The organism is Allobaculum sp., from assembly GCF_047010065.1.
Taxonomy (GTDB): domain Bacteria; phylum Bacillota_I; class Bacilli_A; order Erysipelotrichales; family Erysipelotrichaceae; genus Allobaculum; species Allobaculum fili.
The window spans coordinates 9143-24140 of record NZ_JBKXLD010000006.1; the positions used below are offsets into that span (position 1 = coordinate 9143).

General features: G+C 47.9%; 17 protein-coding genes and 1 pseudogene. 1 reads left to right on the forward strand and 17 read right to left on the reverse strand.

Going from position 1 to position 14998, the window contains the following annotated elements:
- The 6 genes from ACLUYS_RS01140 to ACLUYS_RS01165 all read right to left on the reverse strand — a co-directional run.
- Positions 1-356, reverse strand: a 356-nt coding sequence (locus ACLUYS_RS01140; RefSeq protein ID WP_412658710.1) for a hypothetical protein, incomplete at its 3' end; no start/stop codon positions are given.
- Positions 357-448: 92 nt separating this feature from the next.
- Positions 449-835, reverse strand: coding sequence for an IS66 family insertion sequence element accessory protein TnpB (gene tnpB, locus ACLUYS_RS01145; protein WP_230268547.1), 387 nt, complete (start codon positions 833-835; stop codon positions 449-451).
- 156 nt (positions 836-991) lie between these two features.
- Positions 992-1210, reverse strand: a complete 219-nt coding sequence (locus ACLUYS_RS01150) for a hypothetical protein (protein ID WP_412658711.1) — start codon at positions 1208-1210, stop codon at positions 992-994.
- On the reverse strand, positions 1200-1499 hold the full coding sequence (locus ACLUYS_RS01155) for a type II toxin-antitoxin system HicB family antitoxin (RefSeq protein WP_412658712.1): 300 nt from the start codon (positions 1497-1499) through the stop codon (positions 1200-1202). Before ACLUYS_RS01155 ends, ACLUYS_RS01150 begins: the two co-directional genes overlap by 11 nt.
- Before the next feature lie 44 nt (positions 1500-1543).
- Entirely contained in the window at positions 1544-1726 is a 183-nt protein-coding gene (locus tag ACLUYS_RS01160; protein WP_412658714.1) for a type II toxin-antitoxin system HicA family toxin, read from the reverse strand.
- Between the two features lie 314 nt (positions 1727-2040).
- Positions 2041-2385: a hypothetical protein gene (locus tag ACLUYS_RS01165; RefSeq protein ID WP_230266931.1), complete on the reverse strand. Its 345-nt coding sequence runs from the start codon at positions 2383-2385 to the stop codon at positions 2041-2043.
- A 271-nt stretch (positions 2386-2656) separates the two neighbouring features.
- Between ACLUYS_RS01165 and ACLUYS_RS01170 the strand changes: the two genes are divergently transcribed.
- Complete coding sequence (locus ACLUYS_RS01170) at positions 2657-4180, forward strand: transposase (protein WP_412658716.1); 1524 nt, start codon at positions 2657-2659, stop codon at positions 4178-4180.
- A gap of 238 nt (positions 4181-4418) precedes the next feature.
- Here ACLUYS_RS01170 and ACLUYS_RS01175 read toward each other — a convergent pair whose 3' ends face one another.
- The 11 genes and pseudogenes from ACLUYS_RS01175 to ACLUYS_RS01225 form a co-directional block, all read right to left on the reverse strand.
- Positions 4419-4685, reverse strand: coding sequence for an HPr family phosphocarrier protein (locus tag ACLUYS_RS01175; protein ID WP_230268196.1), 267 nt, complete (start codon positions 4683-4685; stop codon positions 4419-4421).
- Between the two features lie 54 nt (positions 4686-4739).
- Positions 4740-5276: a DUF523 domain-containing protein gene (locus ACLUYS_RS01180; RefSeq protein WP_288338947.1), complete on the reverse strand. Its 537-nt coding sequence runs from the start codon at positions 5274-5276 to the stop codon at positions 4740-4742.
- A complete protein-coding gene (locus ACLUYS_RS01185) occupies positions 5273-5992 on the reverse strand; it encodes an alpha/beta fold hydrolase (RefSeq protein WP_412658717.1) in 720 nt (239 codons plus the stop codon). Before ACLUYS_RS01185 ends, ACLUYS_RS01180 begins: the two co-directional genes overlap by 4 nt.
- 171 nt (positions 5993-6163) lie before the next feature.
- Positions 6164-7600 (reverse strand): glycogen synthase GlgA, encoded by a 1437-nt coding sequence (glgA, locus tag ACLUYS_RS01190; RefSeq protein WP_288338945.1) that lies wholly within the window; start codon positions 7598-7600, stop codon positions 6164-6166.
- A complete protein-coding gene (locus ACLUYS_RS01195; protein WP_288338944.1) occupies positions 7600-8751 on the reverse strand; it encodes a sugar phosphate nucleotidyltransferase in 1152 nt (383 codons plus the stop codon). Before ACLUYS_RS01195 ends, glgA begins: the two co-directional genes overlap by 1 nt.
- A 1-nt stretch (position 8752) precedes the next feature.
- Positions 8753-9892, reverse strand: coding sequence for a glucose-1-phosphate adenylyltransferase (locus tag ACLUYS_RS01200; protein ID WP_412658718.1), 1140 nt, complete (start codon positions 9890-9892; stop codon positions 8753-8755).
- A 660-nt stretch (positions 9893-10552) separates the two neighbouring features.
- Complete coding sequence (locus ACLUYS_RS01205) at positions 10553-11347, reverse strand: ABC transporter ATP-binding protein (protein ID WP_230268202.1); 795 nt, start codon at positions 11345-11347, stop codon at positions 10553-10555.
- Complete coding sequence (locus ACLUYS_RS01210) at positions 11347-12294, reverse strand: ABC transporter permease (RefSeq protein ID WP_230268203.1); 948 nt, start codon at positions 12292-12294, stop codon at positions 11347-11349. Before ACLUYS_RS01210 ends, ACLUYS_RS01205 begins: the two co-directional genes overlap by 1 nt.
- A 2-nt stretch (positions 12295-12296) precedes the next feature.
- A pseudogene (locus ACLUYS_RS01215) lies at positions 12297-13331 on the reverse strand (ABC transporter substrate-binding protein).
- 321 nt (positions 13332-13652) lie between these two features.
- The gene (locus tag ACLUYS_RS01220; protein ID WP_412658719.1) at positions 13653-13913 is read right to left on the reverse strand and encodes a hypothetical protein; all 261 of its coding nucleotides are present in this window, start codon (positions 13911-13913) and stop codon (positions 13653-13655) included.
- A gap of 235 nt (positions 13914-14148) precedes the next feature.
- Positions 14149-14877 carry a hypothetical protein gene (locus tag ACLUYS_RS01225; RefSeq protein ID WP_288821079.1) on the reverse strand — a complete coding sequence of 243 codons (729 nt, stop codon included), beginning with the start codon at positions 14875-14877 and terminating at the stop codon, positions 14149-14151.
- Between the last annotated feature and the right edge of the window lie 121 nt (positions 14878-14998).

Sequence of the window (14998 nt, forward strand, 5' to 3'; positions counted from 1 at the left end):
TTTAAATCTTCAGCTTCTTTACGATAGCGGTCTCCCTCTTCCTGATATTTCGCAGCCCGGTTAAAACAAACATCGGCTTTCAGATCAAGCTGAGCCAGCTGTTTATTCAGAATATTGATATCTGGGCCGCCGTCCTCGTTTTCAGAGTAATCCAGTTTCAAGGGAACCATCTTTTCCGTAGAAGGACCAAAGCGGCCGCTTTTCACGGCTTTATTGATTTCTTTAGCGAAATAGAGATCCAGGTACATATCCTCAATAAATTTGTCTTTCTCTTCTTCCGTCATGGTGCTGATCTGATGATGAAGATCTTCGAGGAGCTCGTTGCGGATTGTCTGGTAAGGGTTCGGCACATTCATGTATTAATTTTAACATATTTAGAGCGATAGATAAAGTAAATGGGATGATTTATCTTGATATTCCTTCAAGAAAATCATCCTTTTAAATTGGTTTAAACATACTTATAAGTTCGTGGCAGAAATGCCGGCTGGGGAACAATCGACAGACCGGAAAGCAGAGAAGCCAGCTGCGAACAGTCAATTCGCATGAAGTCGGACTGGTCAGTGCTGACAGGCCACTGAAGGGAAGATCTGGAGAGTCGCTTATAAACAAGCCAGAATCCATTTCCGTCACGAAGGATACCTTTGATCTTGTTCTTCTGTCGATTAACGAAGAGAAAGAGGGATCCATCCAGCGGATCCAGAGCGAGAGGTCCTTGAACCAGGGAGACGTAACCGTCAATTCCTTTGCGAAGGTCAGCAGGCATCTGAGCCAGATAGATGTTTTTAACTTTGGAGAAATCGATACCGAGATCGATTGCAGGGATGATTGATTCCATGAAAAAGCCTCCTTGAATAAAGGAATTATCCCAAGGAGGCGGTCGAGAAAATACCCGTCTTTTATTTGACGCTTACTTATAAATCTACACATTTTCTACACAATTGTTATGCTAAGAAACCCGGGCGGCTGCCCGGGTCGTTTTTATTTGAGTCGATTATTTAGGTTTCTCAGCTTTTGCCTCTTCAATTACATTTTCCATCGCTTTCCGAAACACTTCCGATTGCTTCAAGCCAAGAGCTGCACAGGCTTCTTTGAACTCTAAGACAAATTCTTTTTTGTATTGAGCGGTAATCCTACCCATATTTTCCTTAGACCAAGACTGAATATATTTGCTTTGGTCAAATGGTTGATCACTTCTTGCTTTACGCGGCATCTTCGTCCTCTACCTCCAATCCTACTTCGGCAGGCAAGTGAAATTGGGCATGTACCAATGAAACAAAGCCATTTACGGGAGCCGGCAAACTTACAATATCCGATGGCGCCGGCAGATTTGTGGAGATGTTTTGTTCACCAAGACCAATCCAGGTAGCGAGAGCATCTTCAGCAAGCAATAACGCTTGCTCCTGGCCGCAACCGTAGGTCAGACAGCCAGGGAGGTCAGGAAAACATACATTATAGTAATCATCTTCCTTATCAAAAACTGCGGGATAAATATAAAACATATAAACTTCCTTTCTTATAGAGGGCAACAGATGGCAGGTTGGGGCTATTTCAGCCCCGCCTGCTTCATCATTGCATTTAGCGTTCCTTTTGGAAAATCACCTTTATGATTTTGGACGGTGACGAAATGATTTCCGTCGGTCCAATATTGATGAGATCCTTTTCCACGTCCTTTCATTTTTGTGAATCCGGATTTTTTTAAAAGCTTTTCGAATTCTTTGGTGGTCACCTGTTACCCTCCTTACATGATCATAATAACATATATGCACATATATGTAAAGAGTTTTGGTTAAAGGGGCAGGTGAGAGAGATATTATGTGCGATTCGTGTGCGATTTTTTCCAAAAAAGAGATAAAACAATCTTGAAAAAGAGTTAAAACAGCTTTAAATAAGTAACTTTGAAACACGTGAAAACACGATCTAAAGACTCGCATCGTCCGCACCACTTAACAAATATCCCGGTAGGTAAAGCCTATCGGGTTTTTATTTTGTTTTGATGTGCGATTTACGTGCGATTTTTTGTACTAGATTGAGTTTAGAAGACTAGTCTTCATCCTCCTGCCAGGACTCAGCAATGGCCATAGCGGAATTAATGAATGATTTTATATTGTAGCTCTTCGTTTCTTCTGGATATTTTTCAGCCAGATTCTTATATGCCTCAATGAGTTCAACACTTTTCGACTGTTCTGCACTATCGTCAATGATTTCGCTGATCCATGAATACTCGTCTTCCGTGCAATTGTTTTTTAAGAAGTGCATGGCGTCGGGAATGTTAGCCGCAAATAAATGTACTGTATCCTTGATGAAAAGCTCGCTGAAGGTAATGGCTTCATCGGAAACAGCTATTCTTTTTCTTAAAAGATTTCTATATGGATCTTTGAAATTCATTTTTTATTCCTCTAGAACTTTCCCAACGAGCTTAACTATACAAATCGCTCGTTTTTGAAATTTTATCTCATTAGAGAGCCTTTTTTTCGAGGCTCTCTTTTAATTCTGCCTGGCTTCATGACCAGACATGCGATTAACAAGCATTATTAAGCAAAAATCGTAAATCAATTTGATTCTTTGAAATTTCATTTTTATTATAAAAATCCTCCCTGTATAGATTATTTAATGATATAAGACAGATATAAATACACTATACGAAAAGGAGCCAAAAATGTCTGTCCCAGCTGAGATTCGTGCCGTCCCACGTCCCAAAAATTCGATTGTCTATGCCTATGGAAAAAACAAGGATCGATACGCTGTCAAGCAGCGAGTCGGCTGTGTCCGCAAGAACGGCCATTGTTATCCGGTCGATGGCCCTACCATCGGCCACATTATTAACGGTAAGTTCGTACCTCTTGAAGAACCGTCTTCCTCTGCTGTTCATACATCTGAGACGGTTCTCAGGGACTGGGCCAATGTTGAACTCTGTTTCAGGCTGTCCGCTGACCTGTTGGATGAACTGCTTCAGGTCTATAATCGTCAGGATGCAGATAAGATTCTGTGCATGGCCATTCTTCGCGTCTGCTATCCGCATATCAAAGACTGCGAACTCAAAGAGAGTTACGATGAGTCGTTTCTGACGGAGCTGATGCCAGAAACCGCGATGAGCAAGAATACGATCAGTACATTTCAAAAAGATCTTGGTAAAACGTGCAACCGAATTCTGAAGTTCATGAAAAACCGGGCAGCCAAAGTTGGGATTGATGATCATCTTCTGATCGATGGAACACTGAAGTCGAACGACTCCAGACAAAACACGCTTTCGGAATTTTCCAGAAAAGCCAGACTGAAAGGAAGACGGGATATTTCCGTACTTTATGCATTTGATCTGGAAAAAATGGAGCCCATCTGTTCGCAGTGCTTTCCCGGCAATATGCTCGATCTGACATCCTATGACAGTTTTGTGAAACAGAACGGTATTCAAAGCGGAATTATGGTTGGTGATAAAGGGTTTCCCGTCAAATCGATCGAAGAAGTCCTTAAAGACTGCCCGCAGCTTCATTACTTCAACCCGCTTCATCGGAATGCCAAGCTTGCCTTCGATCATGAGATGTATAACTTCGAGGGCGTGATCGAAGGCTGCTGCGGCTTTCTTGGGCAGATGGAACCGATTCAGTTTAAGAAAGAGAAGCTGTCCAATAAGGGAAAATGGCTCTACAGTTTCCGTGATCCGAGAAGAGCGGCTCAGGAGGAGACGGACTGGCTGGATAAGCATCGTAAAGATAAGTACGATTTCGAAGAATACGAAAAGAAAAAGCGTACATTTGGAACAGTGGTCTTTGAATCAGATGTCGATCTGTCTCCGGAAGATGCCTGGAAGACCTATAGTTATCGCTGGCAAATCGAGATCGTTATGCGGTACTACAAGAACGCCCTCGGCTTTGATGTAACCAGAGTCCATGATGACTACTCAGTGATCGGCAGCGAATTCATTGATTTTCTGTCGACCGTCATCACGTTCAGACTTTTGAACCTGTTCGACGAAAAAGGCCTCCTTGAGGACATGAGCTATAAGAAAATCATGCATATCCTGCAAAGAGGCAAAAGAATAAAAAATGATAATGAGTGGGAACTGATCAAGATGAATCCTGGTCAGATAGAAATTCTTCAAAAACTGGATCTGATTCCACGACCAGATCCAGTAGACCAGCCCAAAAGGAAACGTGGTCGTCCACGCAAAAATCCGACCGTATAGTTTAGCTGATTGGGAAAGTTCTACTCAATGAAAAAGATTGATTTCAAACTGTTTATTTTCGGAATCCTTTTCTGCGTGTGAATCGACCGGACGGCAAGGCAATAAGCGGGAATTCTTTGAAAACATCTGGTTACAAACCGGCAAAACGCACAGTCCATCCGACTGGCCAGACCTGCTTGCGGTCTGTGATCTCCAGATAAAGAAAAAGGGCTCCGGAGAGCCTTTTTTCTGTGTCGGATTATTCAATGACTTTCTGTGCGCGCAGTGCGTTAACGATGTTGTCGATGGCTTCGTCTTCGTCGTCACCAGTAGCGGAGATAACGATTTCGGCCTGTGTCGGGATGCCCAGGGACATAACGCCCATGATGGACTTCATGTTGGATTCGCGTCCTTTGAAGTTCAGAACGACATCGCTCTTGCATCCGCTGGCTGCGTTTACGGCCACTGTAGCAGGACGTGCGTGAAGTCCTACCGGGTCAATAACCTTAACTGTTGCTTGTTTCATGATTCATTTCCTCCTGAATCGCTTACAATCTGATTTTAAAGCAACCTGATAGTTTTAACAACCTTGAAGTGCGTGATTTCCGACAACCTGAATTCCCTCTTTTTCCAGTTTGCGCGTAAATAAACCTTTCCCAGGAATGAGTCTGGATGAAAATGTACCGTCATAAATAATGGAACTTCCGCAGGAAGGCGACCGTTCCATCAAAATAGCCAGATCCGGCTGTTTCTCCTTTACGATTTCCATAGCCTTATCGATGCCGCCTTCCATGGTCGCCGTCAGATCGTCTCCGTCTTTTGTCCGTACTCGATCTTCGAGAATTTCCATAGGCTTTCGCGGTGTAGGAAGACCGGAAAGACATTCCGGGCAGACCGGAATCAGCGTATTGCGTTTACCTAATGCGATAACCGCCTCATCCCGGCAGCTTTTCCCGTCATAGCGGCACTTCTCACCGAGCAGACAGGCGCTGACCAGAATTGTTTTTCCTTCGAGACTGGACGCTTCAACCTTCTCAGATTCGGCTAATCCGGTACAGCTGCTGGTGTCTCTTTTAGAACTTGGATTTGGACTGGAAAGGATATCTTCCGTTTTCATAAACACTCCTTTTTGCCGGACGGCGTGATCTCCGGTTTTAAAAAGTGAAGAACGGCTGCATTAAACGTCTGCGGATTTCTTGCAGCCACATAATGATCGCCGGTTATAAAGACAAGTCTGGAATCTGGGATGGCTTTGGCAATTGCTTTTGTATGGGAAGCCTTAATGACATCACGTGTTCCTGCAAGGACCAGCGTCGGTGCCTGAATCTTCGTCAGATCCTCTGGATTAATATTCGGATCGTTCACCATCAGTCCCAGCAGTTCCGCAGTTGTTCTGGCTTTTGGACTGAACTTTTTAAAGAAACTGGCCATTCTGTACCCGATTTCAATAGGAATCTGTGTGCCAGACCGAACACCGTCCGGGGTCAGATTTCCGCCGTCCAGAATGAGCCGGTCGATGCGATCAGGATATTTCATCGCAAAAATCATGGCGATGTTGGCCCCGTCGGAAAAGCCGAGAAGATTCGCCCGGACAATATTGTGCTGATCCATGAACGCCTTCAGATCCTGTGCAAACTGACGAATGGTAAATGGAGCTCTGCCTCGGAGCGTCTTTCCATGTCCGCGCGTATCGATTGCGATCACGCGATAATATCTGGAGAATTCTTCGATCTGCTTTTCAAAATAGCTGCTTTCTTCCCCGTTTCCATGAAGCAGGATCAGGGTTTCCCCTTTTCCCTGTTCCAGAAAGTGATTTTCAAACGATTCTTCCATAGGCTCTCTTCTCCGGACATTCTTCTCCAGACATTCCGCTCTCGAGCGGCAGTTTCGTGCATTTTTTCACGGCTGTCTGCGCAGATTTTCCTGTCCTGTTCCATCCGCGCAAAATGAAAAATGCTTCCCGCTTATTATGGCAGGAAGCATTTCGTTTACATAGGGTAATTCTTACATCAGAGTGTCGTACAGTCTGTTGTACACTTCAGCGGAATTCTGCCAGGAAACATCTTTGTTCATGGCGTTCATCTGCAGAATTTTCCAGTCTTCCGGCCGGTTGTAATAAACATTGATCGCGTTATTGAGCGTGTTCATCATTTCATCCGCGTTGTAGTTGGAGAAGCTGAAGCCGTTCCCAGTCTTGTCGAACTCGTTGTAAGGCGTAACGGTATCTTTCAGACCGCCGGTTTCACGAACCAGAGGCAGTGTGCCGTAGCGCAGCGAGCAGAGCTGACTGAGGCCGCACGGTTCAAACAGAGAAGGCATCAGGAAGAGATCGCTGCCGGCGTAAATGCGGTGCGCGAGATCTTCGTTGTAGCCCCGATAGAAGCAGACTTTGCCTTTATGCTGGTTTTCCATATCGCGGAATGCGTTCTGGATGGCGTCTTCGCCGGTACCAAGAATCGCCAGCTGGATTGGTGCATTAGCGAGTTCCTGGAACTTTTCGAGCATCAGGTAGAAGCCCTTCTGGTAGGTCAGACGGGAAACTACGCCGACGAGCATAACATGCGGATTGACTTCCAGGCCGAGTTCCTTCTGAAGCGCTGCCTTGTCCTGGGCTTTGCCTTTGGACATGGTGATCTTGTTGTAATGATATGGCAGAGCCGGATCCGTGTTCGGGTTCCATACAGCCGTATCGATACCGTTTACGATGCCCCACAGGTCATAGCGGCGCATGTTCAGTACGGCTTCCATATGTTCGCCGTACTGCGGCGTCAGGATTTCCTGCGAGTAGGTCGGCGAAACGGTCGTGATCTTGTCGGCGTAGAGGATGCCGGACTTCATGAAGGATACGCCGCCGTCGAAACGGATGTTGCCATTGTCGAGCAGGTAGTATGGAAGGCCGAGGCAGGAGTCGGTCATTTCCGGTCCAAAGTTACCCTGGAAGAGCAGGTTGTGGATCGTGTAGACAAACTTGATGTTGGCATAGCGGGAATCGCTCGAATGCGTTTCCTTAACCATGCACGGAATCATGCCGGTCTGCCAGTCGTGGCAGTGGATGATGTTGGGCCAGTAGTTGAGCTGGTTCAGCATTTCGATGACAGCTTTCTGGAAGTAAGCGAAACGTTCGCCGTCATCCAGATAGCCGTAGAGCGCATCTCGTTCGAAATAGCCCTGGTGCTGAACAAAGAAGTAAGCCACTTTGCCCACGGTCTGGGAATAGATCGTTACCGGCACTTCACGGTAGTTGATGTTTACCGTATAGGAAGCACAGTATGTCAGATCCTGAAAATTCTTTTCTGCAATTTTTTTGTAGAGCGGCAGAACAACTTTCACTTCGTGACCCATTTCCGCAAGAGCGGCTGGCAGAGAACCGATTACATCGGCCAGTCCGCCGGTCTTAACGAATGGAAGGCCTTCTGCAGCCGCCATTAAAATAGAAGCCATTAATAATTACCTCTGCGTTTGAGATAAACCGGGTTCTCTTCGTTGCCGGTTACTTCGTGCTTGAGAACAACCTTGGCGTCCTTGTCGACAATGCAGTTGGTCAGCATGATGTTGTCGCCGATTTCAACACCCGGCAGAATCAGGCAGTTGTTGATCAGAGATCCTTTGCCGACGGTAACGTTACGTCCGATGATCGAACCCTGAACGTTGCCTTCAATTTTGCATCCGTTGGAGATCAGAGCGCCGGAAGCGGTGCCTTCACCCAGATAAATTGTCGGAGGCGAATCGTTGGTACGGGTATAGATTGGCCAGTTTGGATCGTTGAAGAAGCTCATGTTGGCTTCGTTCAGCATTGCCATGTTGGACTTGAAGTATGTGCGTTTGCTGAGGATCGGGAAGATTACGTGCGGGTAGTCGACCATGTTGATCTTGACATCCCATTTTGGATTGTCTGCAACGTAGTTCAGCATGTCAGTCAGCCAGTACAGTTCGGAGCATTCGTGACCTTCTTCCACCATCTTCAGGAACGTTTTCTTGTTGATGATGTATGTATCCAGGAATACATCCATTTCTGCACCACGCGGGCCGAGTTCCGGCTGTCCGATGTACGTTTCCACGTGATCGAATTCGCCGGCTTCGTTTTTGAAGATAACGTTCGAGCTAAGAAAGTCGCGGGCATCGCGGGAATTCATTTCATGATGGTAAAGCAGCGTGATGTCTGCCTTGGATTCGATATGTTTCGCAAGCAGATTCTGGAAGTTGATCTTGTAGACCCAGTTGACCGGAGCGATGATCACGTAATCGTGATTATCTTCTTCGATTTCATCCAGGTTGGAGTAGTAGCCGTGCAGGTCGGAAGAATATTCCTGAGAAAGGCCGCTGTAGCCTACCGGAATAATCGCTACGTGACCGTGCTTGTTGTTGATGTTGTAGTGACGGGCACTGCCAATGTGGTCAAACAGAACTTTCGGGTCGCCGTTGGTGTAAACCTGAATGTTCTGGATGCCGGAGTTGGTCATGTTGGAAATTGGAATATCGACCAGACGGTAGCGTCCTACATAGTTGAACGCTGCCATTGGACGGTACTGACCTACGCCGCTGACATAGATGGCAGGAGATGTGAAGGCGACAATACCAAGTGCGTTAATCATATTAGTTATCTCCTTTCACGTCCTGATAAGCCAGGTAAATATGTTCCGAATCCGGCGAACCTACAGTGGAGCCGGCGCCGACAACAACTTTTTCGGCAACGATTGAGCGGTACACTTTTGCACCTTTTTCTACAATGCAGCCAGGCATGAGTACGCTGTCTTTTACTTCAGCGCCTTCCATGATGGTGACGTTGTTGAACAGAACGCTGTTCACGGCTTCGCCACGGATCACAGCACCCTGGTTGATGTAGCAGTGTTTAACGCGTCCAGTCGGGGATACGTACTGCGGAAGTACAGGAATATCGGAAGTGTAGATTTTCCAGTCCTGATCGCCAAGGTCGAGTTCATCGTTATGGTCGATCAGGTCCATGTTGGCTTCCCAGAGGGAGTCAATCGTTCCAACGTCTTTCCAGTAGCCGCTGAAGTTGTAGGCCAACAGACGCTTCTTGTCAGCGAGCAGACGCGGGATGATGTTCATGCCGAAGTCGTGCTTGGAATCCTTGTCCTTGGCATCTTCGATCAGGATTTCGCGCAGCAGCGGCCAGTCGAAGATGTAGATGCCCATGGAAGCCAGGTTGGATTTTGGTTCGGCAGGTTTTTCCTCAAACTCAAGAATGTGGTTGTTCATGTCGCAGTTCATGATTCCAAAGCGTGGCGCTTCTTCCCATGGAACCGGGCGAACGGCTACGGTCAGATCCGCGTCGTTCTGGCGATGTGCTGCGAGCATTTTGTCGTAGTTCATTTTGTAGATATGGTCACCCGACAGAATGAGAACATATCCAGGATTGAACTCGTCGATGAAGTCGATATTCTGGTAGATCGCATCGGCGGTACCCTGATAAACACCGAACTTGGTGTCGTCTTTTTCACTAGGCGGAAGGACGTATACGCCGCTGCCGCGGGTATCGAGACCCCAGCGCTGTCCAGCGCCCGCATACGCGTTGAGCTGTACAGGTTCGTACTGTGTCAGAACACCGACAACGTTGATGTTCGAGTTTGCACAGTTACTGAGGGGGAAGTCAATAATGCGGTATTTTCCGCCAAAATATACCGCAGGCTTTGCCGTTTTATTCGTCAGCTGATACAAACGGGAGCCGCGCCCGCCAGCCAGAATCATGGCGAGCATATTGTTGTTATCCATAGTTTTCCTCCTGAAACTAATTTCATTAAAAGTATAGCACTTGTAGCCTTTTCAAACACCCGCCCGCGTGCTTTTTGAGGGATAAATTGTATGGGCTTTCATAGAGAAATCGTCATGGGTAGAAATAATTTCTTTACATTTATGTTTTCTTTTATTCAATAATGATTTCATTTTTGATGCATTAGATGCACTATTTGTGTCGAATTGTCAAATGGAAAGGTTTTGCCCACTTTTTGCAATGTTTGCCTTTTTTCCGGTTTAAACCATGACAAAACCCGCTACTTTCAGTCCGAATCGTGATAAAAAATCGGACTGAAATGGCTTTCGAAGGGTAGACTGGATCGCCTTTTTCTGCTCTTTCATTTGGTTTCAGAAAACGGCACTTGCTGGCCGCAGAAGCGGCTTTAAAATGTAGCGTTTTCATGCATAAATCCGTACAGATTGAACGCGCACATTTGTATTTTTAGTATGGCAGGCATTTTCTTTCCGTCCGTTTTGCCTGTTCTCTCTTCCCTTCTCGATTCGCGCACTTCTGCTCTCTCGATTCCTGCACTCCTGCTCTCTCGATTTGCGTGCCGTTCTCTTATGGCGTAAGAAGGCCATAGAAAAACGGCAGGATCCAGAAGGAGGCTCTTCTGTTTCCTGCCGCAGAATACGGGGTTAGATCAGGACCGCGCGGTCATCGGAAAATTCGGTACCGGCTGCTTCCTTGAACTTGTTGTGGAGATCTTCTACGGTCAGCAAAGCTTTTTCGTCACCGCTTACGTCGTAGATGATCTTTCCGTTGTACATCATGATCAGACGGTTTCCCAGACGGATCGCATCGTTCATGTTGTGGGTGATCATCAGCGTCGTCAGCTTATTTTCGCTGACGATTTTTTCTGTAAGATCGAGAACTTTTTTAGCCGTCAGCGGGTCAAGCGCTGCGGTATGCTCGTCGAGCAGAAGCAGATCCGGCTTCTGAAGCGATGCCATGAGCAGCGTAATCGCCTGGCGCTGGCCGCCGGAAAGCAGGCCGACCTTGCTGGTGAGGCGGGTTTCCAGACCGAGTCCGAGCGTAGCGAGCTGATCGCGGTATTTCTGCTGTTCGCTTTTGGTATTTCCCCAGCGCAGGGTACGTCCCTGTCCGCGTCTTGCCGCAAAAGCCAGGTTTTCGCCGATTTCCATATCGGCTGCCGTACCCATCAGCGGGTCCTGGAAGACACGGCCGATGAATTTGGCACGCTTGTGCTCCGGCATGAGCGAAACGTCGGTATTGTTGAGAACGATGTGCCCGCAGTCTGGCGGATATACGCCGGCGATCAGGTTGAGCAGCGTCGATTTGCCGGCGCCGTTGCCGCCGATGACGGTAACGAACTGGCCTTCTTCAATGTGAAGATTCAGATCGCTGATCGCTTTCTTTTCATTTACGGTGCCTTTGTTAAAGGTTTTGGAGACATGTGAGATTTTCAGCATCAGAACTTCTCCTCCACGCTTTCGACCGCTTCGGTCAGACGCTTATAGGCGGACGTCTGTGCGCGGTGTTCAAGAACGACCGGAATGCTCAGGGCTGCAGCTACGAGCAGCGCTGTAAAGAGCTTCAGGTTGTCCGGGTTCAGACCGAGCTGCAGAACGAGCGAAACAATGATTCGATACAAAATGCTTCCGACAACGATGGAGATCAGACGACGGAGGAATCCGCCCTTGCGTCCGAAAATGGTTTCTCCGATAACGATGGAAGCCAGAGCCATAACGATGGCGCCGATGCCCATTTTGACATCCGCGTAGCCCTGCTGCTGGCAGACCAGCGCGCCGGACATGGCGATCAGTCCATTGGAAAGCATGAGCGCGATCATCGTGGTCATGTTGGTCGACACGCCGTTGGCACGGACCATGTTCGGGTTGTTTCCCGTCGCACGAACCGACGCGCCGAGTTCGGTTCCGAAAAACCAGTAGAGCAGCGCAATCGTTGCGATGACAAACAGAATGCCGACGCAGATGACGGAAAGATAGCCCGGGGTGATCCAGCCCATGGCTGGGATGTGATCGGTCAGCCAGGAAAAGCAGGTGCTTTCGTTCATGAGCGGAATGTTGGATTTGCCCATGATCATCAGGTTGATGGAGTACAGACCGATCTGGGAAAGAATACCGGCAAGAATCGGCGGAATTTTGCAGACCGTATTGAAGAAGCCAGTCACTGCGCCGGCCAGAAAGCCAACGATCAGCGCAGCCAGTACGGTCAGATACGGATTGACGCCCATTAAGATGAGGGCCGAACTGATGGCCGCTCCCGTTGCGAAGGAGCCGTCGACGGTCAGGTCCGCAAAGTCAAGCAGGCGGAAGGTGATATATACGCCCAGGGCCATGATGCCCCAGAGGATTCCCTGTCCAATAGCACCTTCCAGAGAAAACAGAAGCGCCATTCCTATTCCTCAACGGTAACGTCTGTACCGCGGTCAACAACGGACTGCGGCAGCGTGAGGCCGAGTTTTTCTGCTGTCTTGGAGTTGAAGGAAAGCGTGCAGTCGTCCGTAGCCAGGTATTCAATGGCCATGTCTTCCGGTTTGCTTTCGCCTTTGAGGATGCTTACGGCCTGTGCGCCGGCAAGCTGTCCGAGTTTGTAGTAGTCAATACCATAAGTGGCAAGTCCGCCGTTTAAAACCATGCCTTCTTCGCCGACGATGGTCGGGATGCCAAAGCCGGTTGCGATCTGCGATACAGTCGCCATGCTTTCGGCCATCAGGTTATCGGTCGGTACGTAGATGGCATCGACTTTTCCGTTAAGGGATTCAACAACCTGCTGAATCTGGTTTGAGTCGGTTACGGAAGCTTCCACGAATTCAAGGCCGCGGGCTTCGCATTCTTTTTTCGCCAGTTCAATCTGGAACGCGGAGTTGCTTTCGGCGTTGCAGTAGAGCAGACCTACGGTTTTCGCATCCGGTACGATTTCCTTGAGCAGATCGAACTGCGCTTCAATCGGGTTGAGGTCGGAAGAGCCGGTTACGTTGTTGCCTGGCTTTTCGTTGCTTTCCACCAGACCGGAATCTGCAGGGTCGGTTACCGCGGAAATGACAATTGGAATGTCCTTAGTTTCGTTGGCTGCAGCCTACGCGGCCGGCGTAGCGACGGCGTAGATCAGATCTACTTTGTCGTTCACGTATTTCTGGGCAATGGATGTGCAGTTGGCCACTTCGTTCTGTGCCGAGTTGAAGGTAATCTGCGCATCGGCATAGCCGTTTTCCTTAAGATAATCTTCAAAGCCTTTAGCAGCCGCATCGAGTGCGGGATGTTCGGTGTACTGGAGGATGCCGATCTTGACATCGGAAGCGCCATCGGCTGCCGCGGTGATACTGGAACCATCGGCGCTGCTGGCTGTGGAGGAGCTGCCGCCATTTCCGGAACATCCGGCAAAGAGGAGCGCAGCACTCAGTGCAGCAATGGAATATCTGTGCAGTTTCATTGGATAAATGTCTCCTTTTTTCGTATTGCACACATTCTACACAATTCACACATTCTGCGTCATTGTAAAAAAAGACTTTTCAAAAATTTTCATGAAATTAGCTTTCAGAGTGCGGAATTTCATCCGATCTTGCAATTCTTGGACCTTGCTTCTCAATTTGTTCGCTTTTCAAGAACAGAACGGCCGTTCTTTTTCTTACACGATTTCCGAATTTACAGCCGATTCCTGCGCTGAAAAGCACAGAACCGCTTTCCACTCGATTTCCATGAAAAAAGCGGACCGCAAAAGGTCCGCATTCATACGGGTCTGTATGGAGATGATTTAGTCGACGCCGTTGATTTTCTTTTCGTTTTCTTTGATTTTTTCTTCATGACGGGCAGCTGCCTGTTCTTTGCGTTCGATCACTTTTTCGTCATGGTCGATTTCTTTTTCACGCAGCTCTTTCATGAATTTGGACTTGTCGGCGTCCTCTTCCACTACATGCATATTCATGTCCGCACGTTTCTTATCAATTTCACGCTCGTCATGACGAACTTCGTCACTCAGAACCTTGTCTTCAAACTTTTTGATTTCTTCAGCCATAATCATCAGCCTCCTGTTTGACAGTACAATTATACGATCCTTTGTACAAAGGCCCTTGTCCCGTGCCCGAAAGGATAAATCCGCATGCACAGACAAAAAGCCGTCCCTGAACTGGGAAGAACGTTTTCCTTGGTTCAAAGGACGGCTTTGTTTTTCATCTTGTATCAATTCTGTCTGCTGATTTTGTGCAGACGATTTTCTGCAGCGTTTTCTTTCCCGCTCGAGCGGGCTTTTGTTAGGCGTTGGCGTTTTCTTCGAGCAGCGTATTGAGAATGTCCTCGGGCATGTAGTCGAAGCGGATCGGCGTTCCGGAGATCAGATAGTCGAGGCAGTCATCGGAATAGCCGGTTACGACATAGACCATCTTCTTGCCGTCTGGGTACGTAAGCAGCACCTTGCCGTTTTCGACCGCATAGCTGCCGCTTCTTTCTTCCATCAGTTCCTTGCCGCGGAAGTCGTATTCCTTGAATTCATGATCGTCCCAGAAGCTCTGGCAGGTGTAGAGATCTTTCTGGAAGTAGTGGATCCAGTTGCCAAGCAGGCTTCTTTCCGAGAAACCAGAGGCGACCACATCCTGGATTTCCTTGTCCTTGCGGCTGCCCAGACGGATCTTGTCGAGCGTTTCTTCCGAAGCGGCCGGCATGCCCAGCAGGCTCTGCGCGAAGTCGATAACCTGCGTGCACTGCTCGATGCGTTCCTTCAGGCTGCTTTCGAAGGCGTTTCTGGCTTCTTCGTCGGCGGGAAGGGAAAAAAGTCCGTCCTGGCTGACCTGAGCGAGCAGGGATTCGAGTTCTTCTTTCTGGCTCGTCGCAGTCTGCACCATTTTCTGGATTTCCTGTTTGTTACGTTCTTCCTGGAGAGCGATCTGTTCCTTGATCTCTCGGATCATCTGATCGTTGTCCTGAATGTTCGTCTGAAGCTGACTGAAAATATCTTTCCAGACCTGAATGTCTGCTGTGTTCATAGTTCTGATCCTTTCAATGGCGGCCAAGCGGCTGCCTTTTCCGTTTGATTGTTGCAAAAAATATCTTAAGGATCAAATACGACCGTCAGAAACAAAGATCAAATTCATACAAAAATCGCCA